Annotated in this window: 24 protein-coding genes and 1 other RNA gene; 17 read left to right on the forward strand and 8 right to left on the reverse strand. The window is 36.5% G+C overall.

Going from position 1 to position 23,998, the window contains the following annotated elements:
* Positions 1-128 precede the first annotated feature (128 nt).
* Together FHR28_RS20030 and hfq are read left to right on the forward strand one after the other, a co-directional pair.
* Positions 129-452: a hypothetical protein gene (locus tag FHR28_RS20030; RefSeq protein WP_166783387.1), complete on the forward strand. Its 324-nt coding sequence runs from the start codon at positions 129-131 to the stop codon at positions 450-452.
* A gap of 161 nt (positions 453-613) precedes the next feature.
* Positions 614-991, forward strand: coding sequence for an RNA chaperone Hfq (gene hfq / locus FHR28_RS20035; protein WP_004819926.1), 378 nt, complete (start codon positions 614-616; stop codon positions 989-991).
* 395 nt (positions 992-1,386) lie between these two features.
* On the opposite strand, the gene FHR28_RS20040 is transcribed toward hfq, so the two are convergent.
* Positions 1,387-2,187, reverse strand: coding sequence for an undecaprenyl-diphosphate phosphatase (locus FHR28_RS20040; RefSeq protein WP_154130547.1), 801 nt, complete (start codon positions 2,185-2,187; stop codon positions 1,387-1,389).
* Between the two features lie 306 nt (positions 2,188-2,493).
* On the opposite strand from FHR28_RS20040, the gene kdpA reads away from it, so the two are divergent.
* From kdpA to FHR28_RS20065, 5 genes are all read left to right on the forward strand, one after another.
* Positions 2,494-4,218 carry a potassium-transporting ATPase subunit KdpA gene (gene kdpA / locus FHR28_RS20045; protein ID WP_166783388.1) on the forward strand — a complete coding sequence of 575 codons (1,725 nt, stop codon included), beginning with the start codon at positions 2,494-2,496 and terminating at the stop codon, positions 4,216-4,218.
* Positions 4,219-4,228: 10 nt separating this feature from the next.
* Positions 4,229-6,259 carry a potassium-transporting ATPase subunit KdpB gene (gene kdpB, locus FHR28_RS20050; protein WP_166783389.1) on the forward strand — a complete coding sequence of 677 codons (2,031 nt, stop codon included), beginning with the start codon at positions 4,229-4,231 and terminating at the stop codon, positions 6,257-6,259.
* Between the two features lie 20 nt (positions 6,260-6,279).
* Complete coding sequence (kdpC, locus tag FHR28_RS20055) at positions 6,280-6,885, forward strand: potassium-transporting ATPase subunit KdpC (protein WP_166783390.1); 606 nt, start codon at positions 6,280-6,282, stop codon at positions 6,883-6,885.
* Between the two features lie 235 nt (positions 6,886-7,120).
* Complete coding sequence (locus FHR28_RS20060; protein ID WP_166783391.1) at positions 7,121-9,763, forward strand: sensor histidine kinase; 2,643 nt, start codon at positions 7,121-7,123, stop codon at positions 9,761-9,763.
* A gap of 27 nt (positions 9,764-9,790) precedes the next feature.
* Positions 9,791-10,498 (forward strand): response regulator, encoded by a 708-nt coding sequence (locus FHR28_RS20065; RefSeq protein ID WP_166783392.1) that lies wholly within the window; start codon positions 9,791-9,793, stop codon positions 10,496-10,498.
* A gap of 639 nt (positions 10,499-11,137) precedes the next feature.
* Here FHR28_RS20065 and FHR28_RS20070 read toward each other — a convergent pair.
* Entirely contained in the window at positions 11,138-11,308 is a 171-nt protein-coding gene (locus tag FHR28_RS20070; protein WP_004722100.1) for a hypothetical protein, read from the reverse strand.
* Between the two features lie 506 nt (positions 11,309-11,814).
* On the opposite strand from FHR28_RS20070, the gene FHR28_RS20075 reads away from it, so the two are divergent.
* Together FHR28_RS20075 and FHR28_RS20080 are read left to right on the forward strand one after the other, a co-directional pair.
* Complete coding sequence (locus FHR28_RS20075) at positions 11,815-12,036, forward strand: hypothetical protein (protein WP_004722098.1); 222 nt, start codon at positions 11,815-11,817, stop codon at positions 12,034-12,036.
* Positions 12,037-12,403: 367 nt separating this feature from the next.
* Positions 12,404-12,556 (forward strand): hypothetical protein, encoded by a 153-nt coding sequence (locus FHR28_RS20080; protein WP_004722095.1) that lies wholly within the window; start codon positions 12,404-12,406, stop codon positions 12,554-12,556.
* Positions 12,557-12,823: 267 nt separating this feature from the next.
* Here FHR28_RS20080 and FHR28_RS20085 read toward each other — a convergent pair whose 3' ends face one another.
* The gene (locus FHR28_RS20085; protein WP_166783393.1) at positions 12,824-13,801 is read right to left on the reverse strand and encodes an alpha/beta hydrolase; all 978 of its coding nucleotides are present in this window, start codon (positions 13,799-13,801) and stop codon (positions 12,824-12,826) included.
* A 97-nt stretch (positions 13,802-13,898) separates the two neighbouring features.
* Here FHR28_RS20085 and FHR28_RS20090 point away from each other — a divergent pair, with 97 nt between their 5' ends.
* The 5 genes from FHR28_RS20090 to FHR28_RS20110 all read left to right on the forward strand — a co-directional run bounded on the left by FHR28_RS20090 (position 13,899) and on the right by FHR28_RS20110 (position 18,063).
* Positions 13,899-14,807, forward strand: coding sequence for a LysR family transcriptional regulator (locus tag FHR28_RS20090; RefSeq protein ID WP_105714552.1), 909 nt, complete (start codon positions 13,899-13,901; stop codon positions 14,805-14,807).
* Positions 14,808-15,138: 331 nt separating this feature from the next.
* Entirely contained in the window at positions 15,139-15,354 is a 216-nt protein-coding gene (locus FHR28_RS20095; RefSeq protein ID WP_105714551.1) for a hypothetical protein, read from the forward strand.
* A gap of 231 nt (positions 15,355-15,585) precedes the next feature.
* The gene (locus FHR28_RS20100; protein WP_228722113.1) at positions 15,586-16,050 is read left to right on the forward strand and encodes a hypothetical protein; all 465 of its coding nucleotides are present in this window, start codon (positions 15,586-15,588) and stop codon (positions 16,048-16,050) included.
* 464 nt (positions 16,051-16,514) lie between these two features.
* Positions 16,515-17,096, forward strand: coding sequence for a hypothetical protein (locus tag FHR28_RS20105; RefSeq protein WP_166783394.1), 582 nt, complete (start codon positions 16,515-16,517; stop codon positions 17,094-17,096).
* Positions 17,097-17,736: 640 nt separating this feature from the next.
* Entirely contained in the window at positions 17,737-18,063 is a 327-nt protein-coding gene (locus tag FHR28_RS20110; RefSeq protein WP_166783395.1) for a hypothetical protein, read from the forward strand.
* Positions 18,064-18,198: 135 nt separating this feature from the next.
* Here FHR28_RS20110 and ssrS read toward each other — a convergent pair.
* The 3 genes from ssrS to FHR28_RS20125 all read right to left on the reverse strand — a co-directional run bounded on the left by ssrS (position 18,199) and on the right by FHR28_RS20125 (position 19,319).
* Positions 18,199-18,380: non-coding RNA, 6S RNA (ssrS, locus tag FHR28_RS20115), on the reverse strand.
* 100 nt (positions 18,381-18,480) lie between these two features.
* Positions 18,481-18,765, reverse strand: coding sequence for a cell division protein ZapA (locus tag FHR28_RS20120; protein WP_004722083.1), 285 nt, complete (start codon positions 18,763-18,765; stop codon positions 18,481-18,483).
* A 2-nt stretch (positions 18,766-18,767) separates the two neighbouring features.
* Entirely contained in the window at positions 18,768-19,319 is a 552-nt protein-coding gene (locus FHR28_RS20125) for a hypothetical protein (RefSeq protein WP_004722081.1), read from the reverse strand.
* Between the two features lie 64 nt (positions 19,320-19,383).
* Between FHR28_RS20125 and FHR28_RS20130 the strand changes: the two genes are divergently transcribed.
* From FHR28_RS20130 to FHR28_RS20140, 3 genes are all read left to right on the forward strand, one after another.
* Complete coding sequence (locus tag FHR28_RS20130; RefSeq protein WP_004722079.1) at positions 19,384-20,016, forward strand: UPF0149 family protein; 633 nt, start codon at positions 19,384-19,386, stop codon at positions 20,014-20,016.
* Positions 20,017-20,337: 321 nt separating this feature from the next.
* Positions 20,338-21,660, forward strand: coding sequence for a Xaa-Pro aminopeptidase (pepP, locus tag FHR28_RS20135; protein ID WP_166783396.1), 1,323 nt, complete (start codon positions 20,338-20,340; stop codon positions 21,658-21,660).
* Positions 21,661-21,686: 26 nt separating this feature from the next.
* Positions 21,687-22,250: a GNAT family N-acetyltransferase gene (locus tag FHR28_RS20140; RefSeq protein WP_166783397.1), complete on the forward strand. Its 564-nt coding sequence runs from the start codon at positions 21,687-21,689 to the stop codon at positions 22,248-22,250.
* 265 nt (positions 22,251-22,515) lie between these two features.
* Here FHR28_RS20140 and FHR28_RS20145 read toward each other — a convergent pair whose 3' ends face one another.
* Together FHR28_RS20145 and FHR28_RS20150 are read right to left on the reverse strand one after the other, a co-directional pair.
* On the reverse strand, positions 22,516-22,761 hold the full coding sequence (locus FHR28_RS20145; protein WP_166783398.1) for a hypothetical protein: 246 nt from the start codon (positions 22,759-22,761) through the stop codon (positions 22,516-22,518).
* 5 nt (positions 22,762-22,766) lie between these two features.
* Positions 22,767-23,630: a hypothetical protein gene (locus FHR28_RS20150; RefSeq protein ID WP_166783399.1), complete on the reverse strand. Its 864-nt coding sequence runs from the start codon at positions 23,628-23,630 to the stop codon at positions 22,767-22,769.
* Between the last annotated feature and the right edge of the window lie 368 nt (positions 23,631-23,998).

Here is a 23,998-nt window from a genome sequence, read left to right on the forward strand (position 1 = left end):
TTAAAATATAATAGCGTGATAAAACTTAAGAAAGATATAGATTACATAAATGTCACTTTCAAGTCATCTGAATGTTCAATAGCGCGCTTTATTGTACGAGTAAGAATCTCAAGCTTGGAGAGGTACAAATGCGAGTGATTTTACGTCGAAGTTTAATAAAAGTGTTCTGTATGGGTACACTAATGATTGCAACTCAATCTTGGGCAGATGCTTCTAAAACACCAAATGAAACTGATCCTCAAGCAGCAGTAAAAATGCAAATGCAATGTTCTCTAAAGCCTTGTAATGCACAGAATGAAGCCCAAAAGCCCACTATTGATCATGCAGAACAACAGCATGTACATTCATCAGATATGGCGCAAAACGCACAATCGAGTGGGGTCGATATGGCACATGTGATGATGAAGATGGATCATTCAAAAATGCTGATGCCTGCTACACCGATTAAGTAATCTATATAAATATTCACGTTGAAATTCAAAGATTAGGGGGTAGATGGTAGCGTTGATTCATTTATTTTGGAAGAAAAGTAAAATTCGCAGGATGCGTCTAATTATAAATTTTATTTAAAAACGATATTTTTTTAAGTATTTAAAAGTTTTGGGAGCGTAATATGTCTAAAATTCAAACTTTACAAGATCCACTGTTAAATTCTCTCCGAAAAAAACATATTCCAGTTTTTATTTTTCTGACCAATGGGATTAAATTACAGGGGCATATTGAATCTTTTGATTCATACGTTGTGTTATTGAGAAACAGTGTAGGGCAAATGCAAATTATCTATAAACATTCAATTTCTACGGTTCTGCCTACACGCCATCCACGTTCAAATATCAAAGCCTCTCTTGCAAAATTTGATCATCAACACAGTTACAATACCTTTGAAAATGATCGTGAATATTCATTTAATAGCCAAAATGACTTTGGTTATGAAAATGGTTTTAATGATGAAAAACACTTTGAAGATATTTCTGAAGATGAAAATACTTGAAAATTAGATCATTAAAGGCTTGATCAAATATATAAAGAACTGAGTGGCTTTATCTAAGTGATCCTTTGTCTATATAGACCGTATGAGGATTTTAGTCTGAGTTTTTCAGTCTTTTAATATTTACTATTAAAGATCTTTCATAAATCAAAAAATGATCATGTGGAGTGAATGATATCGGTATTGAAAGTCCCTTCTCCCGCTGGGAGAAGGCTAGGATGAGGGTGCTTTTATGTTGATTGATGCTTTTAAAAATGATTGATAAAAGAAGTCTGTTAAATAATCATCACAGTTAAATATAAACATCTAAGCAAAAAAAGACCTACAATATAAGTGGGTCAATACGATAAAAATAACAAAGAGCAAACTTAAAATTTATCTGCCATCAATTCACATGATTATAAAAACACAAACAATAAAATAATACCCAATACCACACGGTACCAAGCAAACACTCTCAATGTATGTTTTTCAACAAATTTGACCAAAGCTTTTACCACCAAGAGCGCAGCAATAAATGCAGCAACAAACCCTACTGAAATATTAATCAGGTTATCTGAGGTTAAAACATCTGCATTTCGAATTAAATCATAGGTTGCAGCACCTAACATGGTTGGCATTGCAAGGAAAAAAGAAAATTCGGTTGCCGCTTTACGTGATAAACCAGACAACATTCCACCAATAATGGTGGCGCCTGAACGTGATGTTCCCGGAATCATGGCAAGACATTGGGCAAATCCAACCAAAATTGCCTGTTTTAAGGTAATGTCAGTGGCTTCAATGGTTTTAGGTTCAAACTTTCTGGCTTCTACAGCAAAAATAATGAAGCCCCCAATGATTAAAGCAAAAGCCACAACCAAAGGACTAAACAGCACTTGTTTAATAAAATCTACTGCTAAGACCCCAATCACCACAGCAGGAATAAAAGCAACTAAGACATTAATCGCAAAACGTCTAGCTGCAATATCGCCTGAGAAAAAGCCGCGAATTAATTCGATGATTTTTTGTCGATACAGCCAACATACGGCCAAGATTGCACCCAATTGGATTACCACTTCAAACACGCGTCCCGAATCTGAGTGAAAATCAATGAGATGACCAAATAAGATCAGATGTCCTGTGCTTGAAATCGGTAAAAATTCAGTTAAACCTTCGATTAACCCCAAAAACAATGCTTTAAGCAGTTCAAAATTTTCCATAAATAAAATAAACAAGCGTTCTAAAATTTGAACCTTTGTAATGTATTTAACGCTGTTTATAAATCAAAAAAGACAAAATTTTACGAAATTTTTACGCGGCTGATCTGACTGTAAATAGAGAGTTTACGGAGTATTTTCGGATACTGAGTTGTGGAATATCCCAGCGTTTAGGATGAAAAAGATGAGTGCTAAATATATAGCGCATCAACAAGTACAGCATCCAAAATTATGCGTACTTCAAAAACATATAAATCATTGCAATATCGACATTTTTAATTTGAGCCAATCAAGTTGGGGGGGAATGTCATGTTAGAGTTTATCTTAGTCTTGGTGATTGTGGTGCTTTTGGCTTTTCCTTTAGGGAAATATCTTGCCTGTATTATGCAAAACCGAGAGATGAAAATTGATCCAATTTTTAACTGGATTGAAAAACCGATTTATCGTGTTTTGGGTACACATCATGATCAAGGGATGAATGCGAAGACCTATTCACTTAGCTTTGTGGCGAGCTGTATCGTCATTGGATTGGTGACTTGGGTGTTGTTTATGTGCCAAGCAAGTTTGCCACTCAATCCAAACAATGCGCCAAATATGTCATGGGATTTAGCATTACACACCATGATTTCCTTTCTGACCAATACCAACCAACAGCACTATTCAGGTCAGGCGCAACTGTCATATTTATCACAGATGGTTGGAATCGTTGGATTGCAAATCATTACGCCAATGATGGGGTTGGCAATGGTGGTTGCAACCGTACGTGCCTTATTTTATCCGCAATCGAATGCTTTGTCTGAAGCAGATCAAAACCTAAGCTTTCAAAATAAAGTTGAAAAAATCAATGTCGGTAATTATTGGGCCGATGTAATTCGTCCAACCTTTCGGTTTTTAATTCCGTTATGTATGATTTGGTCATTATTACTCAATAGCCAAGGTGTGCCATCAACCTTTCAAGGTGGCCCAGAAGTTCAAGTCATTGACCAATCGACTGAATTAAAAACTCAAAAAATTCCACTGGGTCCTGTTGCACCCATGGTTGCGATTAAGCAATTGGGTAGTAATGGTGGGGGTTGGTATGGACCTAACAGTAGTGTGCCATTGGAAAATCCAACCCCATTTTCAAATTTCTTAGAAATGATCGCGATTCTACTTATCCCTGTCGCAGTGATTTTTATGTTAGGTTTTTTAACCAAACGCGCAAAATTTGCTGGCTTTGTTTTTGGCTCAATGTTGCTGATGTCGGTTGTTTCAGCTACAGCGGCGATTTGGTCTGAAAGCCTATCATCTTCCGCGATGCAAATTTATGCCATGGAAGGAAAGGAAGTGCGTTTTGGTGAAGCATCTTCCGCATTGTGGGCCGCCATAACCACACAGGTCAACAATGGTTCCGTCAATATGATGCATGACTCTGCATCACCATTAACAGGTTTAGTGGCGCTGGCGAATATGCTGATTAATGCGATTTGGGGCGGGATCGGCTGTGGCTTACAGCAATTTATGATCTATCTGTTTTTGGCTGTATTTATTGCAGGTTTGATGACAGGTCGTACACCTGAATTATTTGGCCGCAAAATTGAAGCAGGGGAAATCAAATTACTTGCTGTGGTGATTTTGATTCAGCCGATTACGATTCTCGGTTTAAGCTCAGTTGCTTTGTTTTTCCCTGAACTTACAGGCAATAGCAATCCGCAATATCATGCCATTTCACAAGTGTTGTATGAGTATGTTTCGGCCTTTGCCAATAATGGTTCTGGTTTTGAAGGTTTAGCGGACAATACCGTGTGGTGGAACGTGAGCTGTGTCATCGCTTTACTACTTGGACGTTTTCCAACATTGATCATTCCTTTAATGATTGCTGCTCGTTTAGCTGCAAAGCGTCAAGCCCCTGAAAGTAGTGGTAGTTTAAAAGTGGAAACGCCAACCTTTGCTTTCACTCTGATTGCTATTGTGGTGATGTTGACCTTATTGCAATTTATGCCAGTCCTTGTTTTAGGACCGATCGCTGATCAGCTGTTATTGGTACAAGGCTAGGGTGAATAACATGAATCATTCAAAACAATCTACTCAAAATAAATCATCAACTTTATTCCAAGGTGAAACTTGGAAAAATGCCTTGATTAAATTGTTGCCACAACATGCAATTAAAAATCCAGTGATGGCGATTGTATGGCTAGGCACCCTCATCACACTGGTCAGTACTTTAACGGGTCAAGCTGATACTGTATTTGGTTTAGTGGTGACGTTGATTTTATTTATCACCGTATTATTTGCCAACTATGCCGAAGCGATTGCCGAAGCCAAAGGTCGAGGTCAAGCCTCTTCCTTAAGACAAGCGCGTCAAAACTTAACCGCACGTCGACTCAGTTCTAAGGATGATCGAGAGGGCGTACAAGTCGCTGCAACCTTATTAAAAATGAATGATCTGATTGAAGTCCGTGCTGGGGAACTGGTGCCTGCGGATGGTGAAATTGTTCATGGTTTTGCGACTATTAATGAAGCTGCGGTAACAGGTGAGTCAGCACCCGTTTTACGTGAAGCAGGTACCGATAAATCGGGTGTGATTGGGGGAACTAAAGTTTTAACCGATCGTATCGTGGTGCAAGTGACGGCTGAAGCGGGTAATAGCTTTCTTGACCGAATGATTGCTTTGGTTGAGGGTTCCAATCGTCAAAAAACACCAAACGAGATCGCTCTGGGTATTTTACTGACTGTGATGACTGTGACCTTTATCGCGGTGGTGGTGAGTTTACCTTTTATTGGGCATTTCTTAAAAATTGAAATTAACCCGATTCTCTTGGTGGCTTTGTTGGTGTGTTTAATTCCAACCACCATCGGTGGCCTGTTGCCTGCAATCGGTATTGCTGGGATGAATCGGGCGTTAAAAGCCAATGTGATTGCCAAATCGGGTAAAGCTGTCGAAGTGGCGGGTGATGTAGATGTATTGTTACTCGATAAAACAGGAACCATCACCTATGGTGACCGTCAGGCAACAGCATTTTTCCCACTGACTGGAGTGACTGAATCAGAACTGCGTCAAGCTGCGATATTGACCTCACTTGCAGACCCAACACCAGAGGGTAAATCCATTGTGGTTTTGGCAAAAGAGCAAGGGGAGCATATTGTTGAACCTGAACAGGTCGAGTTTATTGCCTTTAATGCCGCAACTCGGATCTCTGGTATAAATTTATCAAATGGACAGCAAATCCGTAAAGGGGCAGTAGATGCGATTATTAAATTTGCTTCACAGAATTTTGAACATCATAGTGAGCTTAAAACGCGGGTAGAACAGGTTGCATCAAAAGGTGCAACGCCGTTAGTGGTGGCAAAAGATCAAAATATTCTGGGGGTGATTGAACTTTCAGACGTAATTAAACAAGGCATCAAGGAAAAATTTGCTCGCTTACGTGAAATGGGTATAAAAACTGTCATGGTCACAGGGGATAACCCTTTAACAGCTGCGGCTATTGCAGCGGAGGCAGGTGTTGATGACTACATCGCAGAAGCGAAACCTGAAGATAAGTTAAATTGTATTCGTCATGAACAGAATAAAGGTCATTTGGTCGCTATGGTTGGCGATGGTACCAATGATGCACCTGCTTTGGCACAAGCGGATATTGGTTTGGCGATGAACTCAGGGACCCAAGCGGCAAAAGAAGCGGGCAATATGGTGGACTTGGATTCAGATCCAACCAAATTATTGTCGGTTGTTGAGATTGGTAAACAGCAGTTGATTACGCGTGGTGCATTGACCACCTTTTCATTGGCCAATGACGTTTCCAAATACTTTGCAATTTTACCGGCTTTATTTGTCGCAGCCATTCCTCAAATGCAAGTTTTAAATGTGATGCGCTTGGGAAGTTCAGAAAGTGCAATTCTCTCAGCACTGATTTTCAATGCCATCATTATTCCATTATTGATTCCAATTGCTTTACGTGGAGTGAAGTTTAAGCCTTCAACCTCAACGCAATTATTACGTCGAAATATGCTGATCTACGGTGTAGGTGGTGTGGTGTTGCCGTTTATTGCGATCAAGCTGATTGATCTGATGATCAGCCCCCTATTGGCGCTTTAGAAACTTTGAGGATGATAAAAATGAATACTGAAAATAATCGATTGCTTGAGTCATCATTCGCTGGACTAGTACGCGCATCGCTTGGATTAACCATTGTCGCGTTGGGTTTATGTGGTTTTGTCTACAGTGCTACAGCAACAGGGTTGGGACAAGTTCTTTTTGATGAACAAGCCAATGGCAGTTTGATCGTTGAAAATGACCGCGTTGTCGGTTCTAAACTGGTTGCACAGCCTTTTGTACAAGCACAATATTTTCATCCACGACCTTCTGCTGCCAATTATGACCCAATGGCGATGGCGGGAAGTAATATGGCACGGACCAATCCTGATTTACACAAAGCAGTAGAGGAACGTTTAAACAAAATTGTGATACAGGATCACGTTGAAAAAAGCGCGATTCCTGCAGATTTGGTTACGGCTTCAGGCAGCGGAATTGATCCTGAAATCAGTGTGCAATCTGCAATGATTCAAGTAAAACGCATTGCCAAAGCAAGACATTTGCCAGAACAGGATGTGCTAAGGTTGCTGCTAGACAATAGCATACAACCGACATTTGGAATTTTAGGGCAAGCCAGAGTCAATGTACTTGAATTAAATTTCGCTTTGGATCAAATTGGAACTCAATAAATGGGTTGCAATCATCAACGCGAAATGAATCAGTGTTGATGTAATTGATTCTCTATGATTGTTGAAAAGAGGGCATTATTGGGATTTTATTTTCGTATAAATTTACAATATTCCCTCTTTTAGATTGTAAATGACTCAAGCTTAATCAAAAGACGGTTTTTCTGTGTTTCTTTGCTGTATTGAATGGTCGCAAAGAAACAGCACAGTGATGTAATTTTTAAACAAGCAGACGGCGATGAGCGATTATAGAAACAATAAAGCAGATGTTTTACTGCAACACACTCAGCGTTATCAATCTGGGCGCCTCACTATATTTTTAGGTGCTGCACCCGGTGTGGGGAAGACTTTTGCAATGTTAGTGCGTGCGCACGAACTGGCTTTGCAAGGGATCAACATTGTGATCGGCTATGTTGAAACCCATGGTCGCATTGAAACTGAAAACCTCATCTCAGGTTTGGTGATCATTCCAAGAAAGGCAATTGAGTATCAAGGACATTCTCTTGAAGAAATGGATCTTGATGCTGTGCTGGCAAGCAAACCCAGTATTGTTTTAGTGGATGAATTCGCGCATAGCAATATGCCAAATAGTCGTCATGAAAAACGTTGGCAAGACATCAATGAATTACTGGATGCGGGTATTGATGTATTTACCACGATGAATATTCAGCATCTAGAAAGTTTAAATGATGTGGTCTATCAAATTACGGGCATTCGGGTGACTGAGACTGTACCTGATCGGGTCTTTGAACGGATCCGTGATATTCGGTTAATTGATTTACCTGTCAATGAATTACTTGAGCGTTTAAATCAGGGCAAAGTCTATGTACCTGAGCAAGCTGAACAAGCTTTGCAAAGATTCTTCAACAGTTCAAATCTGACCGCATTGCGTGAATTGGCAATGCAGACGGTTGCCAGTCATGTCGATACCGATGTTCGAGAAAATTTTGCTATACAAGGGCTTGTGCCAATTCCTCTAAAAAATCATATTTTAATTATGATTGAGGGCAATGGGCAGGCTGAGGCGTTGGTTCGTGCTGGTTGTCGTATTGCAGAAAATCGTCAGGCAAATTGGACGGTGGTGGTCTTTTCTAAAGATTCAAAAATAAGCGAAAAACAAGATAGTTTATCCAGTCGAGAAATTGAACGCGCTTTAAACCTCACCCGTCAATTGGGTGGGATGACTGAAATCCTTTATGGTCAGCAACATGCAAAAACGCTGTTTGATTATGTGATGGATCGAGGGATTTCAACCTTGGTATTGGCACAATCGCATCGTAAGACCTTTGCATTGGGTGTCGTAAATTTTGTTGATCAATTACTTAAATATCAGCCAAGTTTTGAATTGAGTATCGTCCCAATTCTTGCAGAACATCGTCAGCAATCATTTTTTCAAGATACGCATTCATTTCTAAGTTTAAGAGAAATGTTTTATGTGTTATCCACCACTATGATCAGTATTGTGATTGCCAGTTTAGGTGAAAAGTATTTAGGGATTGAAGAGCTTTCGGTGATTTTTATCACCGCTGTGGTTTTTGTGGCATCTAAAACACGAATGCTGGCCGCTGTGCTTTCAGCGCTGTTGTTCTTTTTTGCTTATAACTTTTTCTTTATTTCACCCAAATTTACCTTACAAATTTCTGCACATCAGGGTGTGATTACCGTGGTTGCTTTCCTTGGCGCTGCACTGATTTCAAGCCGTTTGGCATCGAGACTGAGAGAACAGGTAACGGCTTTAAAGACTGCAAATAGTTATAACAGCATTATGCAGGATTTAGGTCAAAAACTGTCTACCGCGATCGATTTAAAACAAGTGCAGGAGATTGCAGAAAATAGTTTAAGTAAAAATTTAAATGCCGAAATCTGGTTTTATTTCCCAGAATCAGCAACCTCATCACTTGAGGTCATTAACAATAAAGAAAAAATTTCAGCAGATTGGACATTTAAGAACCATCAACCATCGGGACGGTTTACCCAAACATTAACTGAAAATGATTGGTGGTTTTTACCATTATTGGCTTCCAAACAGTGTTTTGGTGTGGTCGGGGTTAAGTTTCTTAAAAATGTATCGGTTTTAAATACTGAACAGAAGCAACTGACTGAAACCATGGTTGAATATATTGCTCAAGCAATTTCTCGAACCCAACTCACTAAAGCATTGGAAATCGCCAATGTCAGTTCAGAAACCGAGAGATTACGTTCGGCCTTGTTATCCTCCGTCTCTCATGATTTACGTTCACCTTTAGCCTCTATGATTGGTGCAGCTGATACTTTGAGTAATTATCGGCATTCGATGGATGAACAAGATCAAGACAGCTTATTGGAAGCCATTCATTTGGAAGGCGAACGACTGGATCGTTATATTCAGAATTTATTGGATATGACACGGCTAGGGCATGAAGGTTTAAGTCTTAAACGAGATTGGATTGGTGTCGATGAGTTGATTGGTTCAGCGGTACACCGTTTAAAACGCTATATGCCGCATAGTCTTGTTGAGGTTGATTTACCAGAGCAAACATTGAGCCTATTTGTTCATGCTGCTTTGATCGAACAAGCGATTTTTAATGTATTGGAAAATGCAGCCAAGTTTTCCCCAGAGAATAAAGCGGTAACGATTAAAGTCTTACAACTCAATGAAAATGAAATTGAAATCTCAATTAGCGATCAAGGTTTAGGCATTCCAGAAGATGAACGAGAGCGTATTTTTGATATGTTCTATACTATGGAACGTGGCGATCGCGGGCAGTATGGTACGGGGTTGGGCTTAACCATTGTTAAAGCCATTATTGGTGCGCATATGGGTAAAATTTCGGCATCTTCAGCCAAGAATAATCAAGGCACATGCATTCGTATGCAATTGCCGATTCAGCAGATTGGGTAAGTGCACATATTGATTTTAGGAAATAGCATGCCAGAACACAATGTATCGACAAGTTCCATGACCAATGTATTGATTATTGATGATGAAACTCAAATTCGTAAGTTTCTCGATATTGCACTTAGAGCACAGGGCTATAAAACCCTACTGGCCGAAAATGGTCAAAAGGGCTTAGAGCTTTTGGCTTTGCAAGGCGCTGATTTAATTATTTTAGATTTAGGACTGCCTGATTTAGATGGTCTAGAAGTCTTATCTGAGTTGCGAGCGTGGTCGCATGTCCCTGTGATTGTTTTGTCGGTTCGTTCTAATGAAGAGGAAAAAGTCAAATTACTGGATGCTGGCGCCAATGATTATGTGACGAAACCTTTTAGTGTTCAGGAGCTTATGGCGCGGATCCGCGTATTACTCAGACAATTTCAAAACGTTGCTGTGGAATCCGCTTTTTTTGATGATGGTTTTTTAAAAATTGATTTTGCCCAAAGACAGGTATTTCTTAACCAACAACTGATTGCGCTGACACGTAAGGAATATCAATTGCTGACTTTATTGGCGCAACATAAGGGGCAGTTGATTACTCAACCACAAATTCTCAGTGATTTATGGGGACCAACTCATCAGGAAGATACCCATTATTTAAGAATTTTGGTGGCCAAATTGCGTGGAAAACTGAATGATAATGCGGTACAACCCAAATATATTGTGACTGAACCGGGTGTGGGCTTACGCTTTGTAGGCTAAGCATGACTGATCTTCTTTGAGATCATTGGTTTTTTGATGGTTTTACAGTAGATGGTTAAAATTAAAATAAACGATTCTTTGTAAAGTGCAGAGTAGGGGTTTTTAAATGTTGATAATAGTAATGTATTATTATTTAAAATCAATTAATTAAATAATTTGTTGGATTTGAAAGAGTGCTGGTATTCTAAGTTTTATTGAGAACTTTGGCTTTATATTTATACAAACTCACGATTTGAATTGAGTGTGGCGAAACTTTATTAAATAAAGCGTAATCAAATATATTTTATCCGCTTTCATCTGCTGATCTGTGTTAACTTAGCTTTGATCGAATCCGTAAGCGAAACGGAAGTGTTTAGGTTGTTACAGGAATTGCGTATTCCCTCTAAATAGATTTAAAACCTAAGCAGTTAACGCTGAGCATGAGATCGCAGCATGCCGATCTAAAAAGCCCGCACTATTGTGGGCTTTTTTACGTCATGGAGAAAGCTGAATATTTTAGTAGTTAACGTCTGAATTTATATAACCAACAACGAAAAAAACTTACCAAACATCGGTAAGTTTTTATAGATTAAGCTTTAAGGTCTGTTCATTCTTAGCCTACAACGTAAGCCATTTATGAAATATCAAAAGCTCTTGGTGTTATTTAGGCTTATTTGTATCAGGTTGCTTAACCTCTTTATTGTCCTGATTTGGATTAGGTGGTGTAGCACCAGGAGTTGCTTGTGGCGCATCTTTAGGCGGAGTTTGCTCAACGTTTTTAGTATCTGAATTTGCTTGAGCTGAATTTTGTGAAAAACTTTTAAATGACATTATAATCTTCTCAAATTGTTAAGTGAGTCTGGATAATAGTCTTTTAATCCACTTACACTAAGGTAGTTGTGAGAGCCATATGTGGAGATATGTTGGCTAAACTGAGTTTATATCGACAAAATATATTTATAAAAATATCAAATATTTGTATTGTGTTGTTTTAAATGGTGATATAAATAATCCCTAAATATAGGCCTGTACATAAACATCACAAATTGATTTTATAAATAGGAACTTTTAATTTAAAATAATCAAATGTTATTTAAGTTGCATAATCTGTTAAATTAGCGTACTATGAAAAATACTAAAGCAGATGTGCTTAATATATAAGCAAGACTTGAAGGTTGGCTTCAACTCTGACTTCTGCAATATCAAGCTGATGTAAATATCAAAAGTTTAAATTAAGGTTAGATGCCTTCTTATCGTTAGTTCCAAAAATATATCTGTTGGTCTTAATAGTTAAATACTTCTCTGTTTGCAAAAGCTCAAAACAATTGAGTGAAAAAATGAATATTTTAAATGGCTGGACAATAGCCTCTGCAGTAAATGGCGATGAAATTCGCGTAAAGATCGTTCCTTTAAAAAGACAACAAAGCAACCGTACTGGTATGAGTTGGGTCGAAGTAGGGAAAAAGATTGAATTAGAATCTGGTGACGATCGTCAATTTAATATTGATGGTTCATCTTTCTATCTTAATCAAAATCAACTTTATCGTATTGCGATATAAATCGTAATGAATGTTTTAGAAAAGCTCATCGTAAGATGGGCTTTTTATATGGCTGAACGAATATAAAAGATATCGAAAATTAAAGAAGGATTTCTGATCAGTGTTGATTGATGAATATTAGATGGTTTTAGAATGATTAAGCTGGAATTAAAATCTCATAATAAAAACTTACCATGTGACTGTTTGGTTAAATACCGAAATACTTTAAATCAGCCATAACACTGAAATTTAGATGATTTATCTGAATCTTTGAAATCAAATGTAATAAAGCTTCACATAAACTTGCATAACTCACATATCGAAATACTTTATTAGAAATTTAATGTTATTCCTAATAGACGTTATTCAATTCAGTATGAGGTATATCATGTTAAAGACCGTAGCATTATTAGGGACTGGAATTGCAATTGCTTGCTACTATCAGTCACATAAAAATAATCCTCAAAAAACCAAGGGTAAAAGTTTAGCCAAAACCAAAGATGATGATCATAAAGAGTCTTCAGCAGAAGCAGTACATTAATTTTAATGAAAAACCACCGATTCGGTGGTTTTTTAATGTGGGTATGGCAATCGTAAAATTTAAGGTAGAAACGGACACTGAAAAGATGCTGTCTAGGCCGGCAAGGAAATGATAAAGAATTTTTAAATCCTTGCCCTTTGCAAAGTGACGACTTCTCACCTTTGTGAAAGGAGGGAGTTGTCCATACAAAACTTAATCACGCTTAGTTGATTGTCGATGCAGCGTTAAAAGGATTCTCTTTTCATATCCGACTAAAGGGATTTGATCTTAATTTTGATGTTGATAAAACCAATCTGTCGCATGTGCAACTGTTCTATCTACAATATCGGGTTGCTCGTAATACTGGAAATGATTGGTTCCATTTTCCCAGATAAGCTTTTTATCTGATGTTGGAATTGAATCAAAATGACGTCGAGCCGCTGCTGGATTCATACAGGTATCCGAATGAATGATAAGCGCGGGTTTATTTAGTTTTGCAACGCCAGCTACAGTTGAATAAGAAAAATGATCAAGATCACTCATAATTGCGTAGCGATTCTCCCAGTTTTTTAGCGTCCATGCTCCATACCAGCTCCATATAATTGGACCAGGTAAACCCGCATTCGAGCCTTTGACGCGATCACCGAGGTCTGGCGATACGAGTGGCTGATAGATAACTTCCCCCGTTGTTTCGTAAAGAACTTTGGCATCCTGTGCTTTCTTTAAACGGATCGCTAATAAGGCTTCTAATTCTTCGATCGTTGGTGCTGATTCAACATCAAATGGATTTTCTGTCACACCTGCCGCAAGCATAAATAAATCAGTTTCTCTATCTCGATAATATCCAGTAACAGAAACAACGGCTTTGACGCGTGCTTCATAAGACGCGATATCCAGCATTTCAGGTCCACCTTGGCAAACCCCTAATAGAAATATTTTATCGGTATCGACATCGTTACGGGTAAAGATGTAATCAATTGCAGCAATGACATCTTCGTTTTTCATTTTTGGATTTTCAAGGCGACGTGGCATACCTTGGCTCTCACCAACAGTTCTTGGATCAAATGCGAGGGTCATAAAGCCTTCATCTGCTAAACGTGTCGCATACTGAGTGGGTGCCTGTTCTTTTTGAAAAGAATATGGCCCAAGAATAATAACAGCGGGGAGTTTTCCATCGGTATTTGGCTTATATAAATCGCCAACCACTGCATCACCATGTGAATCAAATGTTATTTTTTCTACAGCATAGTTACCATGTTTGGGCATTGTAATTTTCCTTATCGTCATTAATTTTGAGTACTCATTCAGCCTATATAAATATATTATTGAGAACAATCTCATAAAACTTTATAGAATAGTGAAAATGGCTCATCAATTGAAAAGCGGTGAACTCTTTGCTTTAACAATTTTTTTATCTGTGGCCTCTCATCGAAACTTCCGTGCAGCTTCGGTTGAGTTAAACGTCACACCTTCAGCAATTAGTCATGCCATAAAAGGTTTGGAAAGCCGCTTAAATGTTCGGCTTTTTAATCGAACCACACGCAGTGTTTCTTTGACTGATGCTGGAATCCAATTGGTTCATTCACTTCGACCTTCCATGGAAAATATTTCAAATGCGCTAAATCATTTAGATGATTTTAGAGATCAGCCGAGTGGTGTACTTAGAATCAATGCCAGTGAAGGGGCAGTCAGGTTGGTTTTAAAACCTATTCTTAAAAAGTTCTTACAACGTTATCCATTGGTTCATTTAGATATTGTTTGTGATGGTAAATTAACCAATATTGTTGAGGAAAATTTTGATGCAGGCATACGCCTTGCAGACGATATACCTAAAGAAATGGTTGCAATCCGTTTGACTGAAACCGCACGCTTTGTTGCTGTCGCATCCCCAGACTATTTATTAAAAAATTCTACACCACTTGTTCCGCATGATCTTTATGAACATGATTGCATTCGTTTCCGTTTTGATAGTGGCTTAATTTTTCGCTGGGAATTTGATATGAATGGCATTATTGAAAAGATAGATGTCAAAGGGCCATTAACACTTACAGATCAAACATTAATGGTTGATGCTGCAATAGATGGTATTGGTATCGCATTTGTACCTGATCATTTGGTAAAAAATGCTGTGGAAAATCAGCAATTAAGTATCGTTTTGGAAAAGTTTAGCCCAGTGTATCGTGGTCTTAGCCTTTATTATCCAGGCTATCGTCATGTATCCACTACACTTAAGGCGTTAATCAATATGATCCGTGATTCATCAAGCTATTGATTTTCATAATGTCCATTTCGAAAAGTCGCAAAAAGCTTGGCTAAAAAGGGTTTATTTTAGAATTCAACTTATTTGCCTATATCAAGCTATCTAAGGAGAAAAATCTAATCATATAAAAGTGGACTTTTCATTCACAACAGACATAAGGAAAAAATAAAAACTACGAAAAGTGCTAAGTTTTATAGAAATCCATATATTTTTTATGGTTTTTGTAAATATACCTCAAAAGAGAGGTTATTTTATCTCAAAGGGCTTTGCTTAATTTCTAAAAATAGGACATAACTATGAGAGTAAATAGAGTAAAAATTTTTAATTACTAGGGGAATAAAAAATGCTTTTAAAATTTGCCACTCGATTCGCAAGTATTTTGTTTGGAATACTGGCTTTAATCGCAATCATGATTCATTTTGTTTTTTCGAATCAGCTATCCATTGATCTATGGATTGTGCTTTTCCCAGTTATTTTAGCAGTTCCAATTTTAACAGCAGTTCTGATCACTGGTGATGATGAGTTGGGGGTTCAATCTAGTGAGTGGAACAATTCATAATTTTTAAATCTAAGCTCATCGAAAGGTGGGCTTTTTAGTGTATGAACGGATTAATTTTGAACCTATGCAGTTATCTCACTTTTTCTTTTAATGAATAAAGGAGGGATATAGACAGTAAGTACCGACAACTTTGTGGTTGTATAGCGAGTCTAGTTATCGTTATGCACTCGCTTAAACTTGTATTTGCAGTGTTTTACTTTAATGACTGGATTGTTGATGAGGAGAACCAAGTTGCGATATTTATTGTTTATACTTAGTTTTTTACTGTGTGCTGAATTGAAAGCGCAGAGCCCATTAGACGAACCTTTTTTGCAAGTTGGTGCAGTTGATGATCAATTCAATATCATTAATCTCGAACTGTACAATGGCTTAGTCAAAGTGATTAATCACAATTTTTCGAACATTAAGCCCAATCAATCAGATGATTTAACAAACATTTCTAGAATTAGGTTAACTAGCAATGGATTGTTGCTTGTATCAGATTTAAAGGGGATTGTGTCTACAGAAGATCTAAGCGAGAAATTTGATGAAAACAAATATAAAAATCTGACCAAAAACAACATCTGTAGTAAAAGTGATTTACTTGAGTCTGAAGTATTTAAAAAAACAACTCGAGGCAATATTGTTTATCAATTAAATAATGCTCAAGGTGAGTTTTTAAAAAGTTTTACAATGAGTTATAAACAATGTCTATAAATATTTAAATGAATACCTTGGGATAATTACCATATATTTAAATACTTATTTTACAGTCGAATTTTTTTGTAGCTCAGACTAATTTATAATTTTTAAATTAAACCCCAAAAAGTAGAATTCCTTAGCCATTTCTAAGGGATAGCAAAATGTGGAATTTCATCAAAAGCTTTAATTGTATAAATGTAAGGCTAATCATATCTTTGATTGCTCTTGGATTGGTGTTGTTTCTATATTTTTCTTAGGCTTAGATGATTTATAGCAATTCAGAGGTAGTAACATAAGTTTAAAGTATCGAGCTTGTATAGGGCATAGCTATATATTTTAGCTCTAGTGGGCGGGAAATGCAGGTGATGTAGATTTATGCATTTGAGTGGAATAATGAAAAGAAATTACGCTCTTCAATAAAAAAATAAATCCATATAGAATGAAAGGATCAATAAGGATAAGTATGATTTCAAGCAAATATGATTAGTTTAGATAAGTTGATAGAGCTTTATACAAATAGAAAGGATAGTTTCAAAAAAGCTGAAGAACGCTCTGATAGACGAGAGAAATATTTTCAGGAAATTTCAGCAATAAAGATAAATAATGACCTAAATGAGTATCAGAAAAGGGCTCTTAAAAATTCTGCAGCACAAAAATTATCTGGAAGCGGTTTAGTAACTTATGAATTTGTTGATTATTATTGTAGAAATCCTAATTTTACAAACTTTGAGATAATTGCACCAATAGTTTTTTTATGGGAACAAGTTTTAAAGAAAACTTATGATGAGAGTGGTAATCTCATTCATTTAGAAATAATCTGGTCAAAGTATATAAAGGAGTTAGCATTATCATTTATGTCTTTTTTATTCATAGGATCATTGCTGGCTTTGCTTATTTTTAAAGGTAATACTATAGTTAATTTCTTTTCATCTGGATTCTATGTAAGCCAAAGTATAGTAGGTATAGTATATTTAGTTTCCTTATGTTTTGTTCTGTGTGCACTTATTTTTTTTCTATACTTATTTCTATCATTGTCTGATTTAAGAAGGCTTGTAAAGTAGATCTAATCTCCTTTGAGTGGTTTTTGTATATGAATAAGACAATAGCAAAACTTAATGTAGAAAAGGGCATTGAAAAGTAAAAAAAAATGCAAAAATCAATATTGATCTATAAAACACTACGGTTTGTACTTAGATGGATGATCTATTGGCATTGTAATTTTATTAAATTTATCTTCAATCGTTTGCCTAAAAAAAGATTTTAAATCCTCCCCAAACCCTCCTTTTCAAAGGAGGGAGTTTTCATTGCAATAGTTAATTTTGTTTCAGATCATTCGCCTTCTTTTTTAAAGCAGGTGAGCTGTGGTTATAGTTTAGTAATGTAAGGGAAAGTTTTTGAATATATTTATCCAATAATTTTGCTTAATTGATTGGATTTACGACACTTATCAATTTGATTAGTGATTCATCAATTTATAGATCATGCCCATATCCAAAAGTCGAATAAAGATTGGCTAAAAAGATTTCATTTAAAATTCAACTTATTTGCTCATATCAATCTATCTAAAGAAAAATATCTAATTTATATCGTACGTAAACGATGATGTTCGTGATTTTAGTAGATCGTTTGGAAGCATGATGGTGCTAGATGATCTCTATGCATATAATCAATGTAATTAGAAAAATTCTAAGGACTATAAAAATGAAATTGAGAATTTTATTGCTTTTATCATTTAGCTCGGAAATTTATGCAAATCAAATAGATCATTGCAAACTTATTGCAGAAAGCGCTGGAATGATCATGCAGTTAAGGCAGTTTGGTGTTGATTTAAATATGGCATTTAATTTAAAAGGCGAACTAAGTAATAATGCAAAAAATTTAGAAGTCATCATTGCTGATGCAGAATCAAAACCTGTATATGTTACAAATTTAGGTAAACAAAAAGCGGAAGAAGAATTTGCAGCTGAATGGAAAAAATTGTGTTTGGAATCAGTTGAGTTTTTGAATGATGCTGTAGATCCGACTTAATCAGCTTATAAGGTGGATCAAAGAGAATAGATTGTTATTCCACTATGATCTATCAGGGCTATATTTTTGGAAATGGAATCAAAGGCATATTACAACATATATTTATAATTTTTATTTTATAAGGATTTAAAAATAAAACACTCCAGAGATGCCGCTGCATGGTCGTTACCCTGAACCCGATGAGTTCAAGGTGGACGCGACGTACACTTAATGGGTTTCCCACTCAAGGTGGGCATACACTCAAAATATACAGAACACATCCATAAGTTTAAGTATCGGCAGGGGAATAGACGTACTGGCGAACACCCTAGAGTTATATTAAGTATACATAATTTGGGGATTGTGGCAAATCACCAATGCTCATAATTTATAAATACAGTATAAAAAAACCAATCAATTGCACGAAAAAAAAGCGGTTTATCCCGCTTTTTCAACATCTTCTAACATGGTCGCTAATAAACGTTCGCATTGTGCATATTCTTGTAACGATTTATTCATGGCTAAAACTTCTTGCATCAATTCTAAAGCCACCATGATCACCAATTTATTATGTTCAACATTCGGGGCTTTACGACGGAATTCTTGAAACTTTTCATTTAAAAGTCGACCAGCACGTTCGAGTTCTGGTTGCTTATCTGTTGTGGTGCCTAAACGGAAACTTTGTTCGATTAAGCGTAATTCTACAGTCACATGTTCAGACATACTCATACTTCCTCATTAGACTCTGATGGATGAGCAAGCTGTTGGATTTCTTGCGCATGGTGATCTTGTTCAGTCCCTAAAATCGAAAGACGTTGAATAATGGCTTCCACTTTTGTTTTGGCATGTTCATTTTTTTGAATTAAACGTTCACGCTCATCTTGAAGACCTTTGATGTCTTGTAAGTGATGGCGTTGTTCATTTGCCATTTTTTCTTTAACCACACGTAATTCATTACGTTCAGCCAAAATTTCCTGAAAACGATTTTTTAAATCGGTACAGCTTTTTTCCAAACGCCCATAACGCTCTGCTAAAGATGTGGCATCTGTATTGAGCTGTTGAAACTGATTTTGTAACTGAGAGAGTTGCTCAGTGAGCGTATCAATTTCATCTTGTTTTTGGGTGATAATGCTATTTTTATGGCTGATTTGGGCATGAGATTGCTCTTCGCTGTTATCCTTTTCTTTTAACAGCGATGCATTTTCTTTCTCAACAGTTTCAATTCGTGTTTTTAAAACACCAATATGCGTCTGTAGACGCTGTAATTGTTCTAACATAACGGGTCGCACAGATTTGCAATCAAAGGTAATATATACAGAAGTATAGAGATTGGATAAACGAATGCAAGACGATATTTCAGGTTGGTCAGATTGGAATCAAAATTTTGAGGGGATTGAGGAAATTTCAAGCCCGAGTGAGTTACATGGCTTACTGACAGGTATAGTTTGTGTTACTGAAGTTCCGACTCGAGATGAATGGTTACAAATTTTATCTACGCTTGATGTGCCAAAATTAGACGATGAAGCGCTTGCGCTATTGTCAGAGGAAGCAGAGGATGTATCACATGCGCTTTCAGACGATGATTTAGACTATCTTCCAATGCTTCCAGATGACGAGCATACATTGGCTGAGCGTGTACAATCACTGGCAGATTGGTGTGCAGGGGTTGTGCTTGGCTTTGGATTGGCTTCTGGTCATATTCGCGCAGATGAGCAAGAGCTCATTGAAAGTTTACAAGATGTCGCATCTGTTGAGTTTGATGAATCAGATGACGATGATGAAGGTGAAGCAAGCTATCTTGAATTGTATGAATTTGTACGCTTGATCCCTGTGTCATTATCAATGGGACGAAAAAAGGTTCCAGTGTCAGAAAGCCCTCTATTGCAAAATTTTCATAGCAAAATGAAACAGGCAATTGATGCTTCCGAAAGTAACAATGTTGTAGAGATGTTTACTCCACATCGCCCAAGCTAAAACTAAGAAAAAAAGCTAAGAAACTTAAACTTTAGAACATCTATGTTTGATGAGTAGTCGGTTTTACAGCTCCCTTTACCGTGCTTTTTATTCGCTTTGAAAACATCGAAGTTGAATAAAGTAGTGATGTAAAGGGTTAAATTTTTTAGTTTGGAATGATTTGCTTGTTCTATTGTCGCGATTTAGCGTAGAACAAGAGAAATAATAAAATTATTTTAAAATATGCAAATATTGAGTCATCAGTATTTGCATTCATCTAAGCGTAATTGTAAGTTAAAGCTTCTTCCAAATTAATCATCTGAAATACAAGCTGAATAGAGAATGAAATTAACTCAAGCAGATTTTCAGGAACGTCGTGACCGCCTCGCTGAGCAAATGGGTCCCAATAGCATTGCAATTATCTCAACCAGTCCAGAAGTCATGCGTAACCGAGATGCTGATTATAAGTTTCGTGCGGACAGTAGCTTTTTCTATTTAACCGGTTTTGCAGAGCCACAAGCAGTTGCAGTCATAGAAACAGATGAAACTGGTGAGGAATATATCTATAGCTTGTTCTGTCATGAACGTAATCGTGAGATGGAAATCTGGAATGGTTACCGTGCCGGAATTGATGGTGCAGTCGATGATTATGAAGCAGATGAAGCTTATGCGATTGATCTGCTTGACGAAGAAATTATTGCCAAAATTTTAAATAAAGAAAAATTATTTTATCGTATTGGTCAACGTGCAGATTTTGATGCCAAGGTCAGTACTTGGATTACCAAAGCCAATGAATCTGGACGTGGTTTTGGCGTTCCAGCGCAGTTGATTCAACTTGATCAAATTTTAGATGAAATGCGTTTGCATAAGTCGGTTCAAGAAATTGAATTGATGCAAATCGCCTCAAATATCAGTGCAGATGCGCATACGCGTGCCATGCAAAAAGTTCATCCTGACATGATGGAATATGCTTTAGAAGCTGAGTTGAATTATATCTTTGGTCAGAATGGTTGTGTACCTGCCTATAACAGTATTGTGGGTGGGGGAAAAAATGGCTGTATTTTACATTATGTTGAGAACAACCAGCTCTTAAAAGATGGTGATTTGGTCTTGATCGATGCGGCTGCTGAGTATGAATGCTATGCCTCAGACATCACCCGTACTTTTCCTGTAAATGGTAAGTTTAGCCCTGAACAAAAAGCGCTATATCAAATTATTTTAGATGCACAAATTGCTGCGATTGATGCAATTCAAATCGGTCATTCTTATAAAGAACCGCATAATGTTGCAGTACGGATTATGGTAGAAGGTTTGGTCAACCTTGGCATTATGCAAGGTGATGTTGAGCAAATTATTGAATCTGAACGCTATCGTCAGTTTTATATGCATGGTACAGGGCATTGGCTTGGTATGGATGTGCATGATGTTGGCGCATATAAAGATGAAAATGGTCAATGGCGTAATTATGAGCAGGGTATGGTTGTTACTGTAGAGCCCGGTTTATATATCGCACCTGATGATGAAACAGTGGATGCAAAATGGCGTGGTATTGGTATCCGGATTGAAGATGATGTGGTTGCAACTGAACAGGGTCCTGTAGTCTTGACCAAAAATGTGGTGAAATCGATTGAAGATATTGAAGCGTTGATGGCAAAGTCAGTATAAGTTTTTAATTTGAAAGGTGAGTATGTATGGATACTTACACCGTTTTAGCTAAGCCAGTAGAAACAAATCGTTTGATTCTACGCAAGTTTGTTGAAGGTGATGAAATTTCACTTTTTCATGAGTATTGCGGAGACAGGGAGTCTTCAAAATACTTACAAAGGCGACCACATGTCAATATTGAGCAAACCAAGTGTATGTTTGAAAATTGGAGTGGTACAAAATGGAAAAATAATGATAAAGATTTTGCTTGGATTATTGGTGAGCGCAAAACCAATTTAGCCATGGGGCTTGTGATGTTTATTCACAAAGGAGATCATGGAGAAATTCATTTTGGGCTTGGAGGTAAATTTCAAGGGCAGGGCTTTATGAGAGAGGCAATCACTGCTGTCATTGTCTATTTAAAAAATAACAGTAGGCTTAAAAGAATTGAGACTTTTTGTGATGCAGAAAATGTGAAATCACGAAACGTTCTGATTGAAACAGGATTTACTGAAACGACCTTGTTAAAGCATTGGGCTATATTTCCAGCTTTGGGAGATAATAAGAGAGATTGTCTAGGTTTTATGATTGAAATAAATAAAAATATTTAAATAGAAATAAGAGTAAATCATAGTGATACATATGAGAACCAGTTTTATTTCAACTTTTTTGACGGTAATGTCCTGTTCTTTATTGGCATGTCAGCCAAGTAACATCACAAATAAGAATATTCAATTAACGAGTCAACAATTAGAAGTTATCGACCTACATTTTGGTAAACAAGGCCTAAAAGATTTTATTCAATATAGTCATATCCCTATAGATCGCCAACCTGCTGGAATGAATTTTTTATCACTTGATTGGGCAATCGGTTTTTTATTGACTCGAACTATAGAATCTAAGTTCAGGAATAAAAATTCCTAAAAGGAACCAAATTCCTGAAACTAGCCAAACAAATAAAGCATAGGCTCTAATTTGTTCAGTATTTAAATCTGCAACAAGCCAATCAAAAAATAGACCAGCTTTCCAGCCTTTAATTAATTCTGCACCGCCCCAAGAGATAACCCATTTCCAAAATAATGAATTAATAAAGAATAGTATAATCCAAATTGATAAGCTCAACTTAGTTATATTCCTAAGGAGGCTAGTTGCATAGCAGTTCTATAGCTCGCTGCTACTGTGACAATACAAGTTCTATATATTGGTTGTTTTTTTATACCAGTAATATAAGCTAAAATGTTACTGAAATATTTTCCGATATATGCAAGTCCAGGAGCTGATCCATATCCAGGTGGCTTTGGAACTAAATTAAAATTAGCAGAACAAGTTTTAATAGCATTGACTGCTTGTGATAAAACTACTCCAACTTCTTCATTATAATCCCAAGAATTTGCAATAGATGCACCCCATATATCTGTTGCAACATTTCTTGCAGCTTCTTGATTACTGAAGGCTCTTGATTTAATTTTACTTTGTAGTTGAGTTGATGGCGTAATATAGGAGCTACAGTTAGATTTTTGATTAATATTAAATCTAAGAATTGAATTGTTATTTGAATTAACGTAAACAATTTTAGGAGTGATAAATTGTTTTGAAAAGGCTTTGATTGTTGGGTGTAAATCTGTTGTACAGCTAGCATCATTTGTAAAATATTTTAGAATATTATTTTTCTTATCAAATATCGCAGCAAACACTCTTCCATCCTCATAAATAGTCGCTGCTGAATAGGCTGTAAACTCTTTATTTCTTCCTTCATAATAAAGTGCATTAGCAGTTTTTAGTTTGTATGGAGAAGCATAAGTCTCTATATTTTGATAAAAATTTGAATAATCTTGACCCAGAACTATTCGTAATTGAGACTGTATTGTTGCATCTGAAGATATATGCTCAACTGTTTTAAAGGTGTCATAAAGTTTAATATTTAGATTATCTGCATATGCTGTTGAACTTAATAAAAATAAAACAACACCTAATATTTTAGTTTTTTTCATGAATGTATACTCAAGTTTTTGTATTTAAGTTTTTATCAAAATTAGATTTATGATGCAATTCTGAAGAAATATTTAATTGATACAAAATATTTATAATTAAATGTTTGATTTTTTAATTTATTGGATGGTTTATGTTAATTATATTCTAAGTTTAATTATCTGTCTTTCTAAAATTACTGATTAATTTTATTGTTAAACTAGATTATATTATTGTGCTTGTTTAGTGTTTTTTAGCCTCTCTTAGGTTTTTTATTAAGCTTTTGTATTGGGTGTGGGGAGTCCTAGATTTAAATACTAACCATAGGATGTAGCCATACGATTTTGTTTAGATCAATATAAGTCAATTTCTTTAGATTTTTAATTATGTC

Origin of the sequence: Acinetobacter sp. BIGb0196 (assembly GCF_011759595.1) — a bacterium.
GTDB lineage: Bacteria > Pseudomonadota > Gammaproteobacteria > Pseudomonadales > Moraxellaceae > Acinetobacter > Acinetobacter guillouiae.